The sequence below is a fragment of the Microbacterium sp. Root322 genome (genome assembly GCF_001425645.1).
Lineage (GTDB): Bacteria > Actinomycetota > Actinomycetes > Actinomycetales > Microbacteriaceae > Microbacterium > Microbacterium maritypicum.
On sequence record NZ_LMCS01000001.1, the window covers coordinates 405604 to 425211 of the forward strand.

The 19608-nt window shown below is 68.3% G+C and carries 18 protein-coding genes; 15 read left to right on the forward strand and 3 right to left on the reverse strand.

Features of this window, described 5'->3' with window-relative positions; translation table 11 throughout:
- The first annotated feature begins 54 nt into the window (after positions 1-54).
- From ASC55_RS01965 to ASC55_RS02000, 8 genes are all read left to right on the forward strand, one after another.
- The gene (locus ASC55_RS01965; protein WP_017830533.1) at positions 55-816 is read left to right on the forward strand and encodes a YebC/PmpR family DNA-binding transcriptional regulator; all 762 of its coding nucleotides are present in this window, start codon (positions 55-57) and stop codon (positions 814-816) included.
- Between the two features lie 45 nt (positions 817-861).
- Entirely contained in the window at positions 862-1449 is a 588-nt protein-coding gene (gene ruvC / locus ASC55_RS01970) for a crossover junction endodeoxyribonuclease RuvC (RefSeq protein WP_055868053.1), read from the forward strand.
- Between the two features lie 9 nt (positions 1450-1458).
- Complete coding sequence (ruvA, locus tag ASC55_RS01975) at positions 1459-2079, forward strand: Holliday junction branch migration protein RuvA (RefSeq protein WP_055872478.1); 621 nt, start codon at positions 1459-1461, stop codon at positions 2077-2079.
- Positions 2072-3097: a Holliday junction branch migration DNA helicase RuvB gene (ruvB, locus tag ASC55_RS01980; RefSeq protein WP_017830536.1), complete on the forward strand. Its 1026-nt coding sequence runs from the start codon at positions 2072-2074 to the stop codon at positions 3095-3097. Before ruvA ends, ruvB begins: the two co-directional genes overlap by 8 nt.
- Before the next feature lie 78 nt (positions 3098-3175).
- A complete protein-coding gene (locus tag ASC55_RS01985; RefSeq protein ID WP_017830537.1) occupies positions 3176-3574 on the forward strand; it encodes a preprotein translocase subunit YajC in 399 nt (132 codons plus the stop codon).
- 55 nt (positions 3575-3629) lie between these two features.
- A complete protein-coding gene (gene secD / locus ASC55_RS01990; protein ID WP_055872479.1) occupies positions 3630-5378 on the forward strand; it encodes a protein translocase subunit SecD in 1749 nt (582 codons plus the stop codon).
- Positions 5378-6367, forward strand: a complete 990-nt coding sequence (gene secF, locus ASC55_RS01995; protein WP_055872480.1) for a protein translocase subunit SecF — start codon at positions 5378-5380, stop codon at positions 6365-6367. Before secD ends, secF begins: the two co-directional genes overlap by 1 nt.
- A gap of 67 nt (positions 6368-6434) precedes the next feature.
- Entirely contained in the window at positions 6435-8687 is a 2253-nt protein-coding gene (locus ASC55_RS02000; protein ID WP_017830540.1) for a RelA/SpoT family protein, read from the forward strand.
- On the opposite strand, the gene ASC55_RS02005 is transcribed toward ASC55_RS02000, so the two are convergent.
- Both ASC55_RS02005 and ASC55_RS02010 read right to left on the reverse strand, forming a co-directional pair.
- Positions 8674-9225 carry a type IV toxin-antitoxin system AbiEi family antitoxin gene (locus tag ASC55_RS02005; RefSeq protein ID WP_055872481.1) on the reverse strand — a complete coding sequence of 184 codons (552 nt, stop codon included), beginning with the start codon at positions 9223-9225 and terminating at the stop codon, positions 8674-8676. The genes ASC55_RS02000 and ASC55_RS02005 overlap by 14 nt on opposite strands.
- Positions 9226-9289: 64 nt before the next feature.
- Positions 9290-10642 (reverse strand): DUF349 domain-containing protein, encoded by a 1353-nt coding sequence (locus tag ASC55_RS02010; RefSeq protein WP_200935128.1) that lies wholly within the window; start codon positions 10640-10642, stop codon positions 9290-9292.
- Positions 10643-10856: 214 nt separating this feature from the next.
- Here ASC55_RS02010 and ASC55_RS02015 point away from each other — a divergent pair, with 214 nt between their 5' ends.
- Both ASC55_RS02015 and ASC55_RS02020 read left to right on the forward strand, forming a co-directional pair.
- Positions 10857-12740 (forward strand): FAD-dependent oxidoreductase, encoded by a 1884-nt coding sequence (locus tag ASC55_RS02015; RefSeq protein WP_055872482.1) that lies wholly within the window; start codon positions 10857-10859, stop codon positions 12738-12740.
- Positions 12737-13498 carry a winged helix-turn-helix domain-containing protein gene (locus ASC55_RS02020; protein ID WP_055872483.1) on the forward strand — a complete coding sequence of 254 codons (762 nt, stop codon included), beginning with the start codon at positions 12737-12739 and terminating at the stop codon, positions 13496-13498. The genes ASC55_RS02015 and ASC55_RS02020 overlap by 4 nt, the downstream gene beginning before the upstream one ends.
- Before the next feature lie 42 nt (positions 13499-13540).
- Here the strand turns inward: ASC55_RS02020 and ASC55_RS02025 are convergent, their stop codons facing one another.
- Positions 13541-13843: a hypothetical protein gene (locus ASC55_RS02025; RefSeq protein WP_229778900.1), complete on the reverse strand. Its 303-nt coding sequence runs from the start codon at positions 13841-13843 to the stop codon at positions 13541-13543.
- Between the two features lie 100 nt (positions 13844-13943).
- Between ASC55_RS02025 and ASC55_RS02030 the strand changes: the two genes are divergently transcribed.
- From ASC55_RS02030 to ruvX, 5 genes are all read left to right on the forward strand, one after another.
- Positions 13944-15311: a replication-associated recombination protein A gene (locus tag ASC55_RS02030; protein ID WP_373695448.1), complete on the forward strand. Its 1368-nt coding sequence runs from the start codon at positions 13944-13946 to the stop codon at positions 15309-15311.
- 182 nt (positions 15312-15493) lie between these two features.
- The gene (gene rpsD, locus ASC55_RS02035; RefSeq protein ID WP_017830546.1) at positions 15494-16123 is read left to right on the forward strand and encodes a 30S ribosomal protein S4; all 630 of its coding nucleotides are present in this window, start codon (positions 15494-15496) and stop codon (positions 16121-16123) included.
- A gap of 111 nt (positions 16124-16234) precedes the next feature.
- On the forward strand, positions 16235-16423 hold the full coding sequence (locus ASC55_RS02040; protein ID WP_017830547.1) for a hypothetical protein: 189 nt from the start codon (positions 16235-16237) through the stop codon (positions 16421-16423).
- 52 nt (positions 16424-16475) lie between these two features.
- Positions 16476-19136, forward strand: a complete 2661-nt coding sequence (gene alaS, locus ASC55_RS02045; protein WP_055868077.1) for an alanine--tRNA ligase — start codon at positions 16476-16478, stop codon at positions 19134-19136.
- Entirely contained in the window at positions 19133-19606 is a 474-nt protein-coding gene (ruvX, locus tag ASC55_RS02050; RefSeq protein ID WP_055872485.1) for a Holliday junction resolvase RuvX, read from the forward strand. Before alaS ends, ruvX begins: the two co-directional genes overlap by 4 nt.
- Positions 19607-19608 lie beyond the last annotated feature (2 nt).

Genomic DNA, 19608 nt, shown 5'->3' on the forward strand with positions numbered 1-19608 from the left:
AGAATGGACGACGCGCTGAGCGCGAGCTCACGCGGATACGACGAGCGGAGACTTATGTCCGGGCATTCCAAGTGGGCGACCACGAAGCACAAGAAGGCCATCATCGACTCCAGGCGCGCGAAGTCCTGGGCCAAGCTCATCAAGAACATCGAGGTCGCCGCGAAGCTCGGCGGACCTGACCTGGCGGGCAACCCGACGCTCTTCGACGCGGTGCAGAAGGCGAAGAAGACCTCTGTCCCGAAGGACAACATCGATCGCGCGGTGAAGCGCGGAGCAGGTATCGGCGGCGAGGCCGTCGAGTACCTCTCGATCATGTACGAAGGCTATGGGCCCAACGGTGTCGCGCTCATGATCGAGTGTCTGACCGACAACAAGAACCGCGCGGCCGCCGAGGTGCGCACGGCTCTCAGCCGCAACGGCGGCACGCTGGCCGACCCGGGCAGCGTGGCCTACAACTTCAGCCGCAAGGGCGTCATCGTCGTCGGCTCCGAGGGCACCTCCGAGGACGACGTCATGATGGCGGCGCTCGAGGCGGGTGCCGAGGAGATCGAGCCGCACGCCGAGGGCTTCGAGGTCATCACCGAAGCGACCGACCTCGTGGCCGTGCGCAGCGCGCTCCAGGAAGCGGGGATCGACTACGAATCGGCCGACGTCGAGTTCGTCCCGAACCTCAAGGTCGAGATCGACGCCGACACGGCGCGCAAGATCTTCCGTCTGATCGACGCCCTGGAAGACAGCGAAGACGTGCAGAACGTGTTCACCAACTTCGATCTGACCCCCGAGGTCCAGGCCGAACTGGAGAACGACGAGGCGTAGGCGCGCCGAGCGGCCGGTGTCGGTCCTGCGGCCTAGCCTGGGGGAGTGACCTCCTCTCTGCGTGTGCTCGGCATCGATCCAGGGCTCACCCGGTGCGGTGTCGGCGTCGTCGACGTCGACGGCTCGCGTCGCGGGACTCTGGTGCACGTCGGCGTGATCAGGTCATCGCCGGACGCGGAGATCGGTGATCGTCTGTCGATCGTCGCCGCCGGCATCCGCGCCGTGATCGCCGAGCACCGTCCGCACGCGGTGGCCGTCGAGCGCGTGTTCGCACAGCAGAACACCCACTCGGTCATGGGAACGGCGCAGGCCAGTGGCGTCGCGCTGCTGATCGCCTCCGAGTCGGGGCTGCCTGCCGCCACCCATACCCCGAGCGAGGTCAAGGCGGCGGTGACGGGATACGGCGCTGCAGACAAGCGACAGGTGCAGACCATGATCGCGCGCATCCTGCGCCTGGACGAGCTGCCGCAGCCGGCCGATGCCGCCGATGCCCTGGCGATCGCCCTCTGCCACGCATGGCGCCGCGGCGGAGCCGCATCCTCTTCCGGCCAGGCGGCGCTGACTCCCGCGCAGCGTGCCTGGGCCGATGCCGAGAAGCGTGTCGGTCGAACATACCTACGAGCGACACCGTAGGCTGAGGGGATGATCTCCTCTCTGCACGGTGTCGTCCTGCATGCGACATCCGATCAGGTCGTCATCGACGTGGGCGGGGTCGGATTCGCCGTCGCCGTCCCCGCTGACGTCGCGCACACAGCGGTGGTGGGGGAGAAGCTCCTGCTGCACACCAGCCTCATCGTGCGCGAGGACTCCCTGTCGCTGTTCGGATTCGCCGACCGGGGGGAGCTGGAGATCTTCGGACTTCTCATCAGCGTCACCGGTGTCGGCCCGAAGTCGGCGCTGGGCGTGCTCTCGCACCTCACGGCCGATCAGATTGCCGAAGCGGTCACGGCCGAGGACGACGCCCCGTTCCGGCGCGTCTCCGGCATCGGCCCCAAGACGGCCAAGCTCATCGTCCTGCAGCTCGCCGGAAAGGTGCAGGCCTTCGCGGCGCCGTCGAAGCCGACCGCCGCGGGCGGAACCGACGTCGTGACGCAGGTGGCCGCAGCGCTGGTGGGCCTCGGCTGGTCCGAGAAGGTCGCCGCGGAAGCCGCGGCCCAGACGGCGGCGGAGGCCACGGACGCGGAGCGCGCATCGGTCGCCTCGCTCCTGCGACGCACGCTCGCCCTCCTCGGCCCGGCGCAGGGAGGCCAGGCGCGTGTCTGACCATCTCGACGCCAGCGAGCCGTCCGACGAGACCGAGCTCGCGATCGAGGGCGCGCTGCGTCCGACCAGCCTGGGGGAGTTCGTCGGACAGCAGAAGGTCCGCGGTCAGCTGCAGCTCCTTCTCGAGGCCGCACGCATCCAGAGCCGCCCGGCCGACCACATCCTGCTGGCAGGGCCTCCGGGGCTCGGCAAGACGACGCTCGCGATGATCGTGGCGCACGAGAGCGAGCGTCCGCTGCGTCTGTCCAGCGGTCCGGCGATCCAGCACGCCGGAGACCTCGCCGCTCTGCTGTCGAGCCTGGTGCCAGGCGAAGTCCTGTTCATCGATGAGATCCACCGGATGGCGCGCTCCGCGGAGGAGATGCTCTACCTCGCGATGGAGGACTACCGGATCGACATCATGGTGGGCAAGGGCGCGGGCGCGACGAGCATTCCGCTCGAACTCTCGCCGTTCACCCTCGTCGGCGCGACAACGCGCTCCGGTCTGTTGCCGAACCCCCTGCGTGATCGTTTCGGTTTCACGGGGCACCTGGAGTTCTATGAGGAGTCCGAGCTCGAACAGGTGATCGCCCGCTCGGCCGCCGTCCTCGGCGTCGATCTGCCGACGGATTCGCTCTCCGAGATCGCCCGCCGCTCGCGCGGCACACCGCGCATCGCCAACCGTCTGCTCCGCCGTGTGCGCGACTATGCCCTGGTGCACACGGGGGGAGTGGCGACCATCCGCGAGGTCCGTGCGGCGCTGGAACTCTACGACGTCGATCCGATCGGCCTCGACCGCCTGGACCGTGCCGTGCTGGAAGCACTGGTGCGTCGATTCCGCGGGGGTCCGGTCGGGCTCAGCACACTCGCGGTGGCGGTCGGCGAGGAGGCTGAGACGGTGGAGAGCGTGGTCGAGCCCTACCTCGTGCGCATCGGGTTCCTCGGACGCACTCCCCGTGGCCGTGTCGCGATGCCGGAGGCGTACGCGCATCTGGGCGTCGCTCATCCGGACGGGATGCTTACGTTGGATGACCTATAATCGCTGGAGACTTCCCGGTTACCTTCGCGCGCCCAAAGGCTGGAGCGTGCACCTGAGAAAGGCGCTTCCCCCATGCCCATGGAATTCCTGCTCTTCGGCCTTCTTGCCGTCCTCCTCGTCTTCATGATCTTCAACACGCGCAAGCGCACGAAGCAGATGAAGGCAGAGCAGGAGGAGAAGGCCACCAAGACTGTTCCGGGCGCCAAGGTGCTCCTGCAGGGTGGCATCTACGGGACGATCGTCGCGTACGACCCCGAAGACCTCGACACGCCGGCGCTGGTCGAGATCGCTCCCGGCACCATCATCGACGTCCACAGCCAGGCCATCCTGCGCGTCGTCGAGCCCAAGGACGCCGTCGTCGACGCGTCGGCAGATGAGATCGTCGAGGAGCAGGTCGCCGACGAGTCGATCGCTCCGGCCGTCGAGACTCCCGAGGAGACCCGCGCCCGCCTCGAGCGCGACGCCGACGACAAGTAAGCCCGGGGCCGACGCGGCCGCTCGGATCTCCGTCCTTCCAGAAAGCTGAACACACGTGGCTTCATCCTCTCCCGTCCGTCACGCCTGGCGGGTCCTTCTCGGCCTGCTCCTCGTGACGGGCGTGCTCTTCGGCATCAACGCGCTGGGCGTGTACGTCTTCAAGGACAGCAACGGGGAGGCCGCGAGCTCGTGGTCACCCGAGCTCGCCCTCGACCTCCAGGGCGGCACGCAGATCGTCCTGAGCGCGGAGACCGAGGACGGCGCCGCCCCCTCGACCGAGCAGCTCGATCAGGCCGCTGCGATCATCCGTCAGCGCGTCGACGCCTCGGGTGTCGCCGAGGCCGACATCACCACCGAGGGCGGACAGAACATCGTCGTCCAGATCCCGGGTGAGGCCGACGCGCAGACGCGGGAGCGGATCCAGTCGAGCGCTCAGCTCGAGTTCCGCCCCGTTCTGTACACCACGGCGGCGACCAACGAGTTCGTCGGCGAGGACGGCAACTCCACGCCGTACCCGAGCCCGGACCCGGGGCTCAACTCGACGCCGACGGCCGAGCCGACAGACGCGAGCGACCTCTCCTGGGTCACGGACAAGCTGGCCGCGGAGTTCCAGGCGTACGACTGCGCGAACCCCGACAACAACGCCGCGAAGGCGCCGAAGGACCAGCCGCTCATCGCCTGCTCGGCGGACGGGACGGCGAAGTACATCCTCGGACCTGCCGAGCTCGACGGAACCGCCATCACAGACGCCTCGGCCGGTCGCGATCCGAAGTCGGGCGCATGGCTCGTCCAGCTCACGATGAACGGCGACGGGGCCGACGCCTTCGGCAAGGTCAGCACCCGTCTGAACCAGAACCGCATCGACGGGCTCACGCCGCGCGATCAGTTCGCGTTCGTTCTCGACGGCAACGTGATCAGCGCGCCGCGCATGAACGGCCAGATCCTCGACGGAAAGCCGAGCATCTCGGGCAGCTTCACACAGGAGACCGCGACGACTCTCGCGGACCAGCTCAAGTTCGGTGCTCTTCCGCTCAGCTTCACGGTGCAGAGCTCCGACACGATCTCGGCCACGCTGGGCACCCAGCAGCTGCAGATCGGTCTGATCGCCGGACTCATCGGTCTCGCGTTGGTGGCGATCTACTCGCTGATCGTCTATCGCGCGCTCGGGTCGGTGATCATCGCGTCGATCGCGGTGATGGCGATCCTCACCTACATCATCATCTGCATCCTGGCGTGGCGCATCGGCTTCCGCCTGTCGCTCGCCGGTGTCGCCGGTCTGATCGTCTCCATCGGTTTCACGGCCGACTCGTTCATCGTGTACTTCGAGCGAATACGAGACGAACTCCGTGATGGAAAGTCGATCACCTCTGCGGTGGAAGACGGCTGGGGTCGCGCCAAGCGCACGATCTACATCTCGAAGTCCATCAACATCCTCGCGGCGCTCGTGCTCTACATCCTGGCCGACGCCACGGTGAAGGGCTTCGCGTTCACGCTCGGCCTCACGACGCTCATCGACGTGTTCATCTTCGTGATCTTCACGCATCCCGTGATGCAGTTGCTCGCACGCACGCGATTCTTCGGCGGAGGCCACAAGCTCTCCGGTCTCGACCCCGCGGCTCTGGGCGCCGTGTACCGCAGCCGCTCGCAGTATCGCGAGGTGACCACGGTATCCGCAGGGCGGGGCGCGAAGAACGCCCGCTCCCGCGGTGAGGCGGATCGCAGACAGACCATCGCCGAACGCAAGCGCGCCGAGGCCCTCGCGGGTGACAAACCCACCAACGCCGGAAGTGAGGGAGACGCCTGATGCCTTCCATGAATGAGTTCGGCAACAACCTCTACTCGGGGAAGACCTCTTTCCCGTTCGTCGGCAAGCGGCGTCTATGGTTCATCATCGCGATCGCTCTCGTCGTCGGATCGGCACTCGTGCCCCTGATCCGCCCGATCCAGTTCTCGATCGAGTTCACCGGGGGATCGCAGTTCACCGTTCAGGCGCCGGACAGCGTCGAGCAGGACACCGCGACCACCGCGGTGCAGTCGGTCGTGCCCGGAGCGGCGACGAAGGTCGTCGTGGTCAACGGCACGGACATCCGCGTCCAGACCGACCAGATGAGCGCCGCGGAGACCCAGCAGGTCGGCGAGGCGCTGGCGAAGGCCTACAGCGTCGAGCCCTCTGCCGTCACCTCCTCCTTCATCGGCCCGGCCTGGGGCGAGAACGTCACGAAGCAGTCGCTGTGGGGTCTTGCGATCTTCCTCGCGCTGACCTTCCTGATCCTCGCGATCTACTTCCGCACGTGGAAGATGTCGGCCGCGGCCATCATCGGTCTGCTCGACGTGCTCGTGATCACGGTGGGCGTCTACGCGCTGGCCGGCTTCGAGATCTCGCCCGCGGCCGTGATCGGCTTCCTGACGATCCTCGCGTACTCGCTGTACGACACCACGGTCGTGTTCGACAAGATCCGGGAGAACACCACGGAGGACGGGGAGAAGTCCGCCCGACTGTTCGGTGAATCGGTGAACCTCGCCGTGAACCAGACGCTGGTGCGCTCCATCAACACCTCGGTGGTCGCAGCGCTGCCGGTCGGCGCCGTGCTCTTCATCGGCGCTTTCTGGCTCGGTGCGGAGTCGCTCACCGACATCTCGCTGTCGATCTTCGTCGGCATCCTGGTGGCGACCTACTCGACGCTCTTCGTGGCTGCTCCGCTCTACTCGCTGTTCCGCGAGAACGAGCCGCAGCTCAAGGCACGCGACGCCCGCATCCGCGAGAGCCGCAGCAAGGCCTCGGTCGAGGTCTGACCGGTCGACTCAGCGGGAGCTCGTCCCGCCCAGCACGCGTAGGATGAACTGATCGGGAGGTGAGTTGATGGCGGAACCGCAGACGTCATCGCAGGGTTCGAGTCTGCGACGGCTGGTTCCCCGCATCTTCTCCCGCGCGTCCAGGATCAACGACCTCGACAACCTGATCCGCACAGTGCGCGCGAATCACCCCAAGGGTGACTTCTCGGTCATCGAGAGGGCCTACGCGGTCGCCAAGGAGAAGCACGAGGGCCAGAAGCGCCAGAGCGGCGAGCCGTACATCACGCACCCGCTCGCGGTCGCGCAGATCCTCGCGGAGCTCGGCCTCGGACCGCGGGCGATCGCGGCCGCACTGCTCCACGACACGGTCGAGGACACGGGGTATGCGCTGACCGACCTCACCGCCGAGTTCGGCGACGAGGTCGCGATGCTCGTCGACGGCGTCACCAAACTCGACAAGGTCAAGTACGGCGAGAGCGCCCAGGCCGAGACCGTCCGCAAGATGATCGTCGCGATGTCGAAAGACATCCGGGTGCTCTTGATCAAGCTCGCCGACCGTCTCCACAACGCGCGCACCTGGGGTTTCGTCCCGCCCGAGAAGGCGGCGAAGAAGGCCAAGGAGACGCTGGAGATCTACGCGCCGCTGGCCAATCGCCTCGGTATCCAGGCGATCAAGTCGGAGCTCGAGGATCTCTCCTTCGCGGTGCTGCACCCGAAGATCTACAACGAGATCCACAGCCTCATCGCCCAGCGCACCCCGCAACGCGAGAAGTACCTGACTCAGGTCGTCGAGGAGATCGACGAGGATCTGCGCGATCTCCGCATCCGCGGCAAGGTGGTCGGTCGACCGAAGCAGCTCTACTCGGTGTACCAGAAGATGGTCATCCGCGGTCGCGAGTTCGATGACATCTACGACCTGATCGGCATCCGGGTGCTGGTCGCCTCGGTGCGCGACTGCTACGCCGTGCTCGGTGCGATCCACGCGCGCTGGACTCCGCTGCCCGGCCGGTTCAAGGACTACATCGCGACGCCCAAATTCAACCTCTACCAGTCGCTGCACACCACCGTGATCGGCCCCGCCGGCCGCACTGTCGAGATCCAGATCCGCACGCACGAGATGCACCAGCAGGCCGAGTACGGTGTCGCGGCGCACTGGATGTACAAGGAGCGGATGAACGGCGGCGGCAAGACCGAGGTACGCGCCTCTGACACCGACATGGCGTGGCTCGCGCACATCTCCGACTGGCAGGCGGAGACCGCCGACCCCGGTGAGTTCCTGGAGTCGCTCCGGTTCGAGATCGGGGCGAAAGAGGTCTACGTCTTCACCCCGAAGGGCCGCGTGATCGGACTCCCGTCGGGTGCGACGCCGGTGGACTTCGCGTACGCCGTGCACACCGAGATCGGCCACCGCACGATGGGTGCGAAGGTCAACGGTCGTCTGGTTCCGCTGGAATCCGAGCTCAAGAGCGGCGACGTCGTCGAGGTGTTCACCTCGAAGAACCCCGACGCAGGTCCCAGCCAGGACTGGCTCGGCTTCGTCGCGAGCACCCGCGCCCGCAACAAGATCCGCGGATGGTTCACGAAGGAGCGCCGCGAGGAGGCGATCGAGCAGGGCAAGGAGGCCATCGCCCGTGCGATGCGCCGACAGAACCTGCCACTGCAGCGTCTGATGAGTCATGATTCGTTCACGGAAGTGGCGCGGGGCATGCACTACGAGGACGTGTCCGCACTCTACGCCGCCGTCGGTGAGGGGCATGTCTCCACCCAGTCGGTGCTGGAGAAGGTCACCGCTCTCGTGGCGGCGAGCGACCCCACGACGGGTGCCATCGATCTGCCTGGCAGCGCTCCGAGCCGCGAGCCGCGATCAGGGGACTCCGGTGTGCTCGTTCGTGGAGCCAACGACATCCTGGTGAAGCTGGCCAAGTGCTGCACACCTGTTCCCGGCGATCAGATCGTCGGTTTCGTGACCCGTGGCAGCGGCGTCTCGGTGCATCGTGCCGACTGCGTCAACGTCAAGGCCCTCGGCAGCGAGCAAGACCGGTTCGTCGAGGTGTCCTGGGCGCCGACCACCAAGAGCGTGTTCCGCGTGCAGATCCAGGTCGAGGCCCTCGACCGCTCTGGGCTCCTCTCGGACGTCACGCGCGTTCTGAGCGAGCACCACGTCAACATCCTCTCGGCGACGGTCACGACCACCGATGAGCGCCTGGCATTGAGTCGTTTCGTGTTCGAGATGGGTGACGCCGTTCACCTGGACCGTGTGCTCAACGCGGTGCGCCGGATCGACGCCGTCTACGACGTCTACCGCGTCACCTCTTCTTGAGCGAGAGTCGCTCCAGCACGGCCATTCCGACGCGACTGCCGGGAACACGGCTCATGTCGCGCAACGCGTCTCCCGCGGCCTCGGGCGCTTCGGGGAACACGATGGCGAGACGGTCCATCCACGTGAGCACTCGGGGGTCTCGGTGCAGCGTCGTGGCGAGGTCGAGCATCGTCCGCATCGGCGTCGACACCAGCACTCCGCCGATCTGCTGAAGGTCGGACGACGGCACCACGGTGTCGTGGAAGACGAGTCGTGAACTGGTGACGGCTCTGATGCGCCTCTCGACGCAGCGCCTGATGTGATGCACGGCGGGCGGGGCGTCACCGGCGCCGTGGATCCAGGCGGCGGTCGGACCCGAGGCTGCGGTTCCCGGCCGCACCAGGGTGGCGATCGTGCTGGCCCTGACATCGGGTCCCTCGATGAGGTCAGCGGGGACGTAGGCGTCGCCCACCTCGACCACGTGGCCGTCGATCCGCGCGGCGCTCAGCTCCGACTGGCTCAACCGCTCACCGGGGACGTAGAGAAAGGCGGGGTGCATCACGCCAGTCTGGCGCAGTGCACCCCGCCTCTTCCGAGCTCGTGGGTGAGCTGTGGAGAACGGATCAGCTGCCGAGGGCGCTCAGCCAGGCGCGTCGCGCTTCGAGTGCGTCGGATGCGGCCTTGGCAGCCTTCTTGTCGCCCGCCTTCTCCGCCGCGGCGACCTCGGCCTCGAGCTTCTCGATCGCCTCGAGCAGCTGCGAACTCATGTCGTTCGCGCGTGCCTTGGTCTCGGGGTTGTTCTTCTTCCAGTCCACGTCTTCGCGGCCCTTCAAAGCCTGCTCGATCGCGCGGAGCTTGTCGTCGAGTGCACGCTCCTTCTCCCGGGGGAAGACGCGGCCGATCTCGTCCCACTGCCGCTGGATGCGCGTGAGAAGTGCACGGGCCCGCTTGATGTTCGACTCGTCCGCGACGGCCTTCGCCTCTTCGAGGAGGGCCTCGCGAGCCTCGATCTTCGGCGCGGAGTCTGCCTCTTCCGCAGCGGCCTGCTCGGCACGCGCGGCGTAGAGAGCGTCGCCGGCAGCCTTGAAGCGCGCCCAGAGGGCATCGTCGGCCTTGCGTCCGGCGCGCCCGGATGCCTTCCACTCGTCGAGGAGGTTGCGATACGCGGGGATGCCGTCCGTGCCACGGGGGGCGAGCGCCTCGGCGCGTTCGACCAGACGGGTCTTCGCGTCGCGCGCTGCCTTGTGCGCATCGTCGAGCTCGGAGTAGAACGCACGGCGCTGCTTGTCGACGATCGCACGGGCGTCGCGGAACCGCTTCCAGAGCTGCTGGGAGATTCCCTTCGACAGGCGCGGTCCGTTCTGCTGCTGCGCCTGCCAGGCGTCGAACAGCTCGCCGAGCTCGGCGGTAACCTGCTTCCACTGCACCTTGCTGAGGTCGCGGGCGGCGATCTCCTCGGCGCGCTCGACGAGGATCGTGCGCTCGGCGATCGCCTTGTCGACGAGCTCCTTGGCCTGCTGCGCCTCCTGCTCGGTGGCTTCCGACAACGACGAGGTGAGCGCGTTGAGCCGATCGCGCAGTCCTGCGAGATCGCCGACGGCGGCGGCATCGGTCGCCTCCTCGATCAGGTGCGCAGCCTGCTTGGCCAGGTCGCCGGCAGAAGCTCCGCCTGCCTGGTGGCGCTGCTCGAGCGTCTGCACCTTGAAGGCGATGTCGTCGAACTTGCGGACGAAGTAGGCGAGGGCCTCGTCGGGAGTTCCGTCGGGGTACTGGCCGACGACGCGCCAGGCATCGCCCTCCTTGACCTCGACGGTGCCGTCTTCGGACACACGACCCCATTCGGCTGAGGTCGAGGATGCGGCCGGCACCGATGCGACGGGCGCGACGGCGGCCGGTGTCGGCGCCTTTCGCGGCATCGGCACGGCGGGGGGTCCGGGGACGGGGGGAGTCGGCTTCGTGGGCTCGTTGGCAGACACGTGATTCTCCTTGCGCGGTCGGGCCGCGGGAGGCGGAAAGGACGAGGCTCAGCCTAGTACGCCGGAGCACCGCGGGTGAGGCCCCGACTTCTCGCGCGACCGTTACCGTTTCGTGACGAGAACGTTCGATCCGGGGAGCACTCCTCGTCATCTGCAGGTAACACGGTCCTCCTATTGTCGCCAGGACGACAGCCTTCCGGTCGACAGGAGCAGCATGAAGGACACCACATCGCCGCCGAGCGACATCCTGGTCGTCGGAGCGGGGATGGCGGCGCACCGCTTCGTCGAGAGTCTGCTCCGCGACCCCGATGCGGCCGTGCGGGTCACCGTGATCGGCGATGAAACCCACGGTCCGTACGACAGGTCCGCCCTGGTCGATGTCCTCTCCGGGCGCGATGCCGCGCAGCTTCGGCTCGATCGCTCCGTCTTCCGCGACGATCGCGTGCGCCTGATCCGTGATGATCGTGTGCTGCACATCGACAGGTCGGCACGCACGGCCCGCACGCGCTCACGGCGCACGTACCCGTACGACGTGCTGGTGCTGGCCACGGGGTCTTTCGCAGCGCGTGCAGCCGTGTCGGGAGCACGTCTTCCCGGGTGCTTCGTGCTGCGCACGATCGAGGATGCGGAATCGGTGAGGGAGTTCGTCGACGTGCGATCCCGCCGCCTCGGTCGTCCGCTGCGCGGCGTCGTGATCGGCGGGGGACTGCACGGTGTCGAGACCGCCCTCGCGCTCAACGAGGCGGGTGTGGGCACGACGCTCGTGCAGTACGCGGACCGCCTGCTGCCGGCGATGCTGGACGGCGACGGCGCCGGGGTGCTGCAGGAGGGCCTCGAAGCGCGCGGCATCGCGGTGCGGACCCGAACCAGGACGACCCGCCTCGACGCCGACGACTCGGGTGCCGTCACGGCGCTGGAGTTCCAGGACGGCACCTTCCAACGCGCCGATGTCGTGGTCTTCACTGTCGGCGTGCGGCCACGGGACGAACTCGCGCGCAACGCCGGGCTCGACGTGCGCGCGCTCGGCGGCGTGATCGTCGACGAGGGTTGCGCCACGTCCGATCCGCGCATCCTCGCGATCGGAGAGGTCGCGAACTTCGACGGGCGCGGCATCGATGCGGCCCCGGCAGCGCGCGCCATGGCGGAGGCGGCGGCGTCGCAGCTGTGCGGGGGAGCGGGACGCTTCTTCGGGCACGTGGACGGCGTGCATCACACCGTCGCCGGAATCGACGTCGTGAGTTTCGGGGAGTCGCAGCCTCACACCGCAGACCGGATCGAGGTCGTCACCGATCGTCGTCGTGGCGCAGGCGTGTACCGCAAGGTCGTTCTCACGGACGACGCGCGCACGCTCCTCGGCGCCGTTCTGGTGGGCGACACGAGTGGTCATGCCTCGCTTCGCCGGCTCGTCGGTGTCGCGTCGCGAGGGCGGCTGGCGGACGAGCTGCGCCGGACGACGCACGACGAAGACGCCGCGGTCTGCATCCACATCGGCATGTCGCAGTGGGCGCTTCTCACGGCGCTCCGAGGGGAGGGGCTGCTCACCTTCAGCGGGGTCGGCACGCGCTTCGGCCGGGAGCCGGGGTGCGAGCGGTGCACACTGGCCGTGGCTCGCGCCCTCACGTCGCTCGCCGGAGAGCCGATCCCGCAGCGCACGCCTCACCGGCAGGAAGAGAGCGAGCGGCCGGAGGAGCACGTCCGAGCCGACACGACTCGTGCCGTGGTCTCGCCGGTGGCAGGAGGAGCCCTCACACCCGAGCAGCTCATCGGCATCGGACGCATCGCGCAGGATCTCGGCCTGCACCCGCGGATCATCCGCTCCCGGATCGAGTTGCAGGGAGTGGGGCGGAACCAGCTCCCCGCGCTCCGGGACCGGCTGAGCGCTGCGGGGCTCGCATGCCGCACACCCCTCCTCGACAGTGGAATGCGGATCTCCGAGGAACCGCTGCCACTGACGGAAGAGGGCGCGTCGGCTGCAGGGAGGGGCTCCGAGGAGCCGCGCCGGGAACGGGGCGCGACCGAGGCGATCGGATGGGGCGAGCGACAACGCGACGGTGCGCGGCATCGCCGTTCCCCGCTCCGTGCGGACAGCCCCGCATGAGGACTGGGCGTTCGGGGGCGCGCCCGGTCCTCGCAGGATGCAGAATCATCGTCTCGGTCGACACGAGGGCCGCGGACGCCTCTCTCGCCGCGAGTCGTGCGGCCGACATCGACGACCTCGAACGTGCACTCCGCGCGGGGGGAGCGGATGTGACGCGGGTGCCAGGGCGTCGTGAGGCGGCTCCGTCTCCGGCCGTGCTTCGCCGTGCCGTGCATCGCGCGGGCTTCGGCGGTGCCGACGCGGTGCTCTTCACCGCGTCCGCCGCCTCATGGGTCGGGGCGGCGGTGAGCACAGGGACCCTCGACGCGAATCGCCGAAGGGCTGAAGCGGGGCGGTTGCTCCTGATCGCGAAGGACGAGGAGGAGGCGGGTCGGCTTCGGGCCGCCCGCCTGCCCGTGCGATACGTCGCGCCGTCAGCGCCCGGAGGACTGACGAGCTGTGTCCTGTCGCACTATCGAAGCGGAGCACGATCGCTTCTCACCGAGCTCGGGCGTCTCGACGTGCGCAGCGGTGGTGTTGTGCTCGACGGGTGCTTCATCCCCCTGCCCCGTGGAGCCGCCGGAGTGATCGAGGCGCTCTTCCTCGCTCGTGGACGGGTGCTGTCGAGGGCGGAGCTGGCGAGGATGCTCCCCGGCGGCGAACGCAGCGGTCATGCGGTGGAGGCCGCCGTCGCCCGACTGCGTGAGGCGCTGGGCGGGATCGACCTCGTCCAGACCGTCGTCAAGCGGGGCTATCGCCTCGCCGTGATCGAGCCGTGAGCCGGGGAGAACGGCGAGCGCAGTGGCGGTGGGCTCTGCCGATCACTCGGCGGGCGCGTCCGAGGGGACGGGGGCGGGGGTCTCCGTCGGCGCTTCGGTCGGAGCGGTGGACGGCTCGACGGAGGGCGTGGGGGTGGGCTCCGGTTCCGGGGCCGTGACCTGGGCGTGCACGACCTGGCTGCCGATCGCCGCGACCACGATGAGGCTGCCGACGATGGCGGCGATCGTGTTGTCGCGGACACGACGGCGGATCTGCCCCTCGTGCCACTGGGTGCGCGCGGCGTGCAGTCGTGCGCGCTCCGCCGACGTGCGCGACTGTGCGTTCTTCGAACCGCGTGCGGCCATGCCCTGGTCTCCCATCCGAACGCCGCTCCACGGCGTCGCCTGAGAGCCTACCGGGAGGGCGGAGGTTCGCCGAAGTGTCGGAGACCGCCGTTAGCCTGGGATGATGACGTCCCCTGCCGCGCTGCTCTCCGGGCAGACGCCCCTCGCCGTGCGCATGCGCCCTGTTTCCCTCGCCGAGGTCGCCGGGCAGCGTCATCTGCTGCGCGCCGGCTCTCCGATCGTCGCCCTCGCCGATCCCGAGGCGACCGCGCCCGGGGCCGTGTCGATCATCCTGTGGGGCCCGCCTGGCACCGGGAAGACGACGCTCGCGCAGGCCATCGCCCGCTCGTCGGGTCGTCGCTTCGTCGAGCTCTCCGCGATCACCGCCGGGGTGAAGGACGTGCGCGAGGTCATGCAGGAGGCCGTGACGCAGCGCGACCTCTACGGGCAGACGACGATCCTCTTCCTCGACGAGATCCATCGCTTCACGAAGGCGCAGCAGGACGCGCTCCTTCCCGGTGTCGAGAACGGCTGGGTGATCCTGATCGCCGCGACCACCGAGAACCCGTCGTTCTCGGTGATCTCGCCGCTGCTCTCGCGTTCGCTGCTGCTGACGCTGCAACCCCTCACCGACGACGACATCGGTCTGCTCGTCGACAGGGCGGTGACCGACGCCCGCGGACTCAACGGAGCAGTCGCCCTCAGCGATGAGGCCCGGTCGGCCCTCGTCCGGCTCGCTTCGGGTGATGCCCGTCGCGCCCTCACGGGTCTGGAGGCGGGCGCCGCGGTTGCGCTGTCCCACGCGACGGCCGCCGAGGCGGACGCCGACGACGCGGCCGAGAGCCAGGGCGTGCCGGAGGTGTCGGCCGACGACATCTCGCAGGCGGTCGACAAGGCGCTGCTGCGCTATGACCGACAGGGCGACGAGCACTACGACGTCATCAGCGCGTTCATCAAGTCGATCAGGGGGTCCGACCCCGACGCCGCGCTGCACTATCTCGCCCGCATGATCGAGGCGGGCGAGGACCCGCGCTTCATCGCACGGCGTCTGGTGATCTCCGCGTCCGAAGACGTCGGCCTCGCCGACCCGCAGGCCCTCGCCATCGCGGTCGCCGCTGCCGACGCCGTGGCGTTCATCGGCATGCCGGAAGGGCGCATCCCCCTCGCCGAAGCGACGGTCTACCTGGCGACCACCGCCAAGTCGAATGCGGCCTACGTGGGCATCGACGCGGCCATCGCCGACATCCGTGCCGGCGGTTTCGGCCGGGTGCCGCTGCACCTGCGGGATGCGCACTACCCGGGGGCCAAGCGCCTCGGGCACGGTCGGGGATACGTCTATTCGCACGACAGCGAGTTCGGGATCGTGCCGCAGCAGTATCTGCCGGACGAACTCGACGGGCGGCACTACTACGAGCCGAAGAACCTCGGGGCGGAGCGCGACATCGGTGCCCGTCTCGAGCGCATCCGCCGCATCCTCGGCGACCGCTGACCGCGCCGATCCGGCGGATGAGGGCGATCTGTTAGACTTGAGCGGCTCGAAACCGAGTTTTCGGGCATCTCCTCGTTCACACCCCACCTTGCTGGCGCCCCGGCGTGCGCTCCAAGGCAGAACGCGGACGATACGTCCGTGAGTCGTGAAAGACGCGACCACGTCATCGGAAGGAAAACTTCGTGACCACGAAGTCCCAGGACCGCCGCAAGGTGCGTCTCAGCCGCGCCCTCGGCGTCGCTCTCACCCCGAAGGCCGCCCGCTACCTCGAGAAGCGTCCCTACGCTCCGGGTGAGCACGGCCGCACCAAGCGCAAGGCAGACAGCGACTACGCCGTCCGTCTGCGTGAGAAGCAGCGTCTTCGCGAGCAGTACGGCATCCGCGAGAAGCAGATGCGCAACACCTTCAACGAGGCTCGTCGTCAGGACGGTCTGACCGGTGAGAACCTGGTCGAGCTGCTCGAGATGCGTCTCGACGCTCTCGTCGTGCGTTCGGGCTTCGCCCGCACCACCGCGCAGGCTCGCCAGCTCGTCGTGCACCGTCACATCCTGGTCGACGGACAGCTCGTCGACCGCCCGTCGTTCCGCGTGAAGCCGGGTCAGCTCATCCACGTCAAGGCCAAGAGCGAGGGCACCGAGCCCTTCCAGGTGGCAGCAGCCGGCGGTCACGCCGAGGTTCTGCCCCCCGTTCCGGGCTACCTCGAGGTCGAGCTCGACAAGCTCCAGTCGCGTCTGGTTCGTCGTCCGAAGCGCGCCGAGGTCCCCGTGACCTGTGAAGTGCAGCTCGTCGTCGAGTACTACGCAGCTCGCTGATCCAGCGATAGAGCAATCAGGCAGGAGGCGTCGGGATTCCCGACGCCTCCTGTCGTTTCCGCATACGATGGTGACACCGCGCCTTCGCGGGTCAAGGGCAAGGATGACGTCATGAAGAGCATGCAGTGGTTCCTGATCGGTGTGATCGGCGGCTTCGTCGCCGCGCACTTCATGAACAAGGACCCCCGCGGCCACGACATCCTGGCCGAGGTCGATGCCCGCATCAACGGGTTCACCGCGATCATCGGCGACGCCTACCGCGAGCAGGAGGCACGGCTCACGGAGCCGGGCAAGAACTGAACCATCGCCGCGCTTCGGCGCAGCATCTTCACGCAAGGACACCCGGCACCCCATGAAAACTGCGGAGATCGCGCAGCGTTACCTCGACTTCTTCGAGAAGAACGACCACCTCATCGTCCCCTCTGCCTCCCTGGTCAGCGACGACCCATCTCTGTTGTTCACGGTGGCCGGAATGGTGCCGATGATCCCGTACCTCACCGGCGTCGTGCCCGCGCCTCATCCGCGCATCGCCGACGTGCAGAAGTGCATCCGCACCAACGACATCGAAGAGGTGGGGCGCACGGCGCGCCACGGCACGTTCTTCCAGATGCTGGGCAACTGGTCGTTCGGCGACTACTTCAAGGAAGGCGCGATCCGGTACGCCTGGGAGCTGCTCACCAGCTCCGAGTCGGACGGCGGCCTCGGTTTCGATGAGAAGGACCTCTGGGTCACGGTCTATGAGACCGACGACGAGGCTGAAGCGATCTGGCGCGACATCATCGGTTTGAAGCCCGAGCGCATCCAGCGCCTCGGACGCGCGGACAACTACTGGAACACCGGCCAGCCCGGGCCCGGCGGTCCCGACTCGGAGATCTTCTTCGACCGCGGTCCCGCCTATGGCAAGGACGGCGGTCCCGCCGTCGACGACTCGAGGTTCCTGGAGATCTGGAACCTCGTGTTCATGCAGGACTTCATCGAGAACATCCGCGGCAAGACGGAGTTCGACATCGTCGGCGAGCTGCCGATGAAGAACATCGACACCGGCATGGGGCTCGAGCGCGTCGCGTTCATCAAGCAGGGCGTCGAGAACATGTACGAGTCGGACCAGGTGCGTCCGGTGCTCGACCGCGCGATCGAGCTGTCCGGCCGCTCCTACGGCGCCCAGCACGAGGACGACGTGCGCTTCCGCGTGGTCGCCGACCATGTGCGCTCCTCGCTCATGCTCCTCTCCGATGGCGTGCGCCCCTCCAACGAAGGACGCGGGTACATCCTGCGCCGTCTGATGCGCCGCACGGTCAGGGCGATGCGTCTGCTCGGCGTCGACGAGCCCGTGTTCCCCGAGCTGTTCGCCGCCTCGCGCGACGCGATGAAATCGGCATACCCGGTGCTCGAGAAGGACTGGTCCGTCCTGTCGTCGTCCGCCTTCGCCGAGGAGGAGACGTTCCGTCGCACTCTCGTCGCCGGATCGACGATCCTCGACCTCGCGCTCGACGAGACCAGGAAGGGCGGCGGGAAGACGCTCAGCGGACCCGAGGCCTTCCTGCTGCACGACACCTACGGCTTCCCGATCGACCTCACCCTCGAGGTCGCAGAGGAAGCGGGCCTCGATGTCGACCGCGCCGCTTTCGACACGCTCATGCAGGAGCAGCGCCAGCGTGCCAAGGACGACGCCCGCAACCGCAAGCGGCAGCTCGCCGACGTGTCGGTCTACCGTGAGCTGCGTGCCCTGGGCGAGACCGGATTCGACGGCTACACCGCGCTGGAGGTCGAGTCGCGTGTGCTCGGGCTCCTCGTCGACGGTGCGCCGGTGCGCAGTGCATCCGAGGGCCAGATCGCCGAGGTCGTGCTCGCCGAGACGACGCTGTACGCGGAGTCCGGTGGACAGGTGGCCGACAAGGGCACCATCGTCGGTCCCGGTTACGCGCTCGAGGTGATCGATGTGCAGAAGCCGGTCCCCGGCCTGATCAGCCACACCGTCGAGGTCACGCGCGGAACCGTCGCCGTCGATGACATCGCCACGACGGTCGTGGACGCCGCGAACCGCCGTGCCGCGCGTCAGGCACACTCGGCAACGCACCTCGTGCACGCCGCGCTCCGCGACACGCTCGGTCCGACCGCAACGCAGGCGGGCTCTTTGAACCGCGCCGGCTACATGCGCTTCGACTTCTCCTGGTCGCAGGCCCTCTCGGCCGACACCCGCAGCGAGATCGAGGAGATCACGAACCGCGCGGTGCAGGAATCCCTCGAGGTGACCACGCGCATCGTCTCGCTCGACGAGGCCAAGGAAGCCGGAGCCATGGCTCTGTTCGGCGAGAAGTACGGCGACGTCGTGCGCATGGTCGACATCGGCGGTCCCTGGTCGCGAGAGCTCTGCGCCGGCACGCACGTGAGCACGAGCGCGGAGATCGGTCTGGTGAGCCTGGTCGGAGAGTCCTCCGTCGGAGCCTCCAACCGACGTATCGAGGCGCTCGTCGGTGCCGACGCCTTCCGTGAGCTGGCGGCGGAGCGGGCGATCGTCTCGCAGCTCACCAGCTCGCTGAAGACCCCGCGTGAGCAGCTTCCCGAGCGCATCGCCGATCTCACGGCGAGCCTGAAGGCGGCGGAGAAGCGCATCGCGCAGTTCGAGGCGAAGGAGCGCGCCGGCCAGGTTCCCTCCATCGTCGAGGCGGCGACGCGCGTCGGGGCGTTCCGCCTCGCGGCGCAGAACCTCGGCGATGTCGCCTCCGCGGATGATGTGCGCGACCTCGTGAACGGCGTCCGCGATCGTCTGGGTTCGGATGCTGCGGTCGTGGCATTGGGGGCCGTGGTCAACGGTCGCCCGGTCGTGGTCGTGGCGACCAACGATGCGGCACGTGCGGCGGGCGCGAAGGCAGGGGCGCTGGCGAAGCGCGCCGCAGGTGTGCTCGGTGGCGGTGGCGGCGGTCGCGACGACGTCGCGCAGGGTGGTGGCGCGGATGCCGCGGCCCTTCCCGCGGCGCTCGAGGCCATCTCACAGGAGCTGCACAGCGCGTGAGCGGCTTCCGCCGCGGTGTGCGGCTCGGCATCGATGTCGGCAGGGCGAGAGTCGGTGTCGCACGCTGCGATCCTGACGGGATGCTCGCCGTCCCGGTCGAGACCGTGCCGCGGGATGACGCATCGATCGATCGCCTCGTGCAGATCGCGGGGGAGTACGACCCCCTGGAATTCGTGGTCGGCCTCCCCGTGAACATGCAGGGTGCCGACACGGCATCGACCACGGACGCGCGGGAGTTCGCCGCTGCCCTTCACACGAGAAGCGGTGTTCCCGTGCGGCTGGTGGACGAGCGTCTCAGCACCGTGAGCGCCCACGCCGCTCTGCGTAGCTCGGGGAGATCTCAGAAGAACTCTCGTAGCATTGTGGATCAGGTCGCCGCCGTGGTGCTTCTGCAGCAGGCGATCGACATGGAGAAGAGCACCGGAAACCCGGCCGGTGCCACCATCTCGCCCGACGAGGAGCACGCCTGACG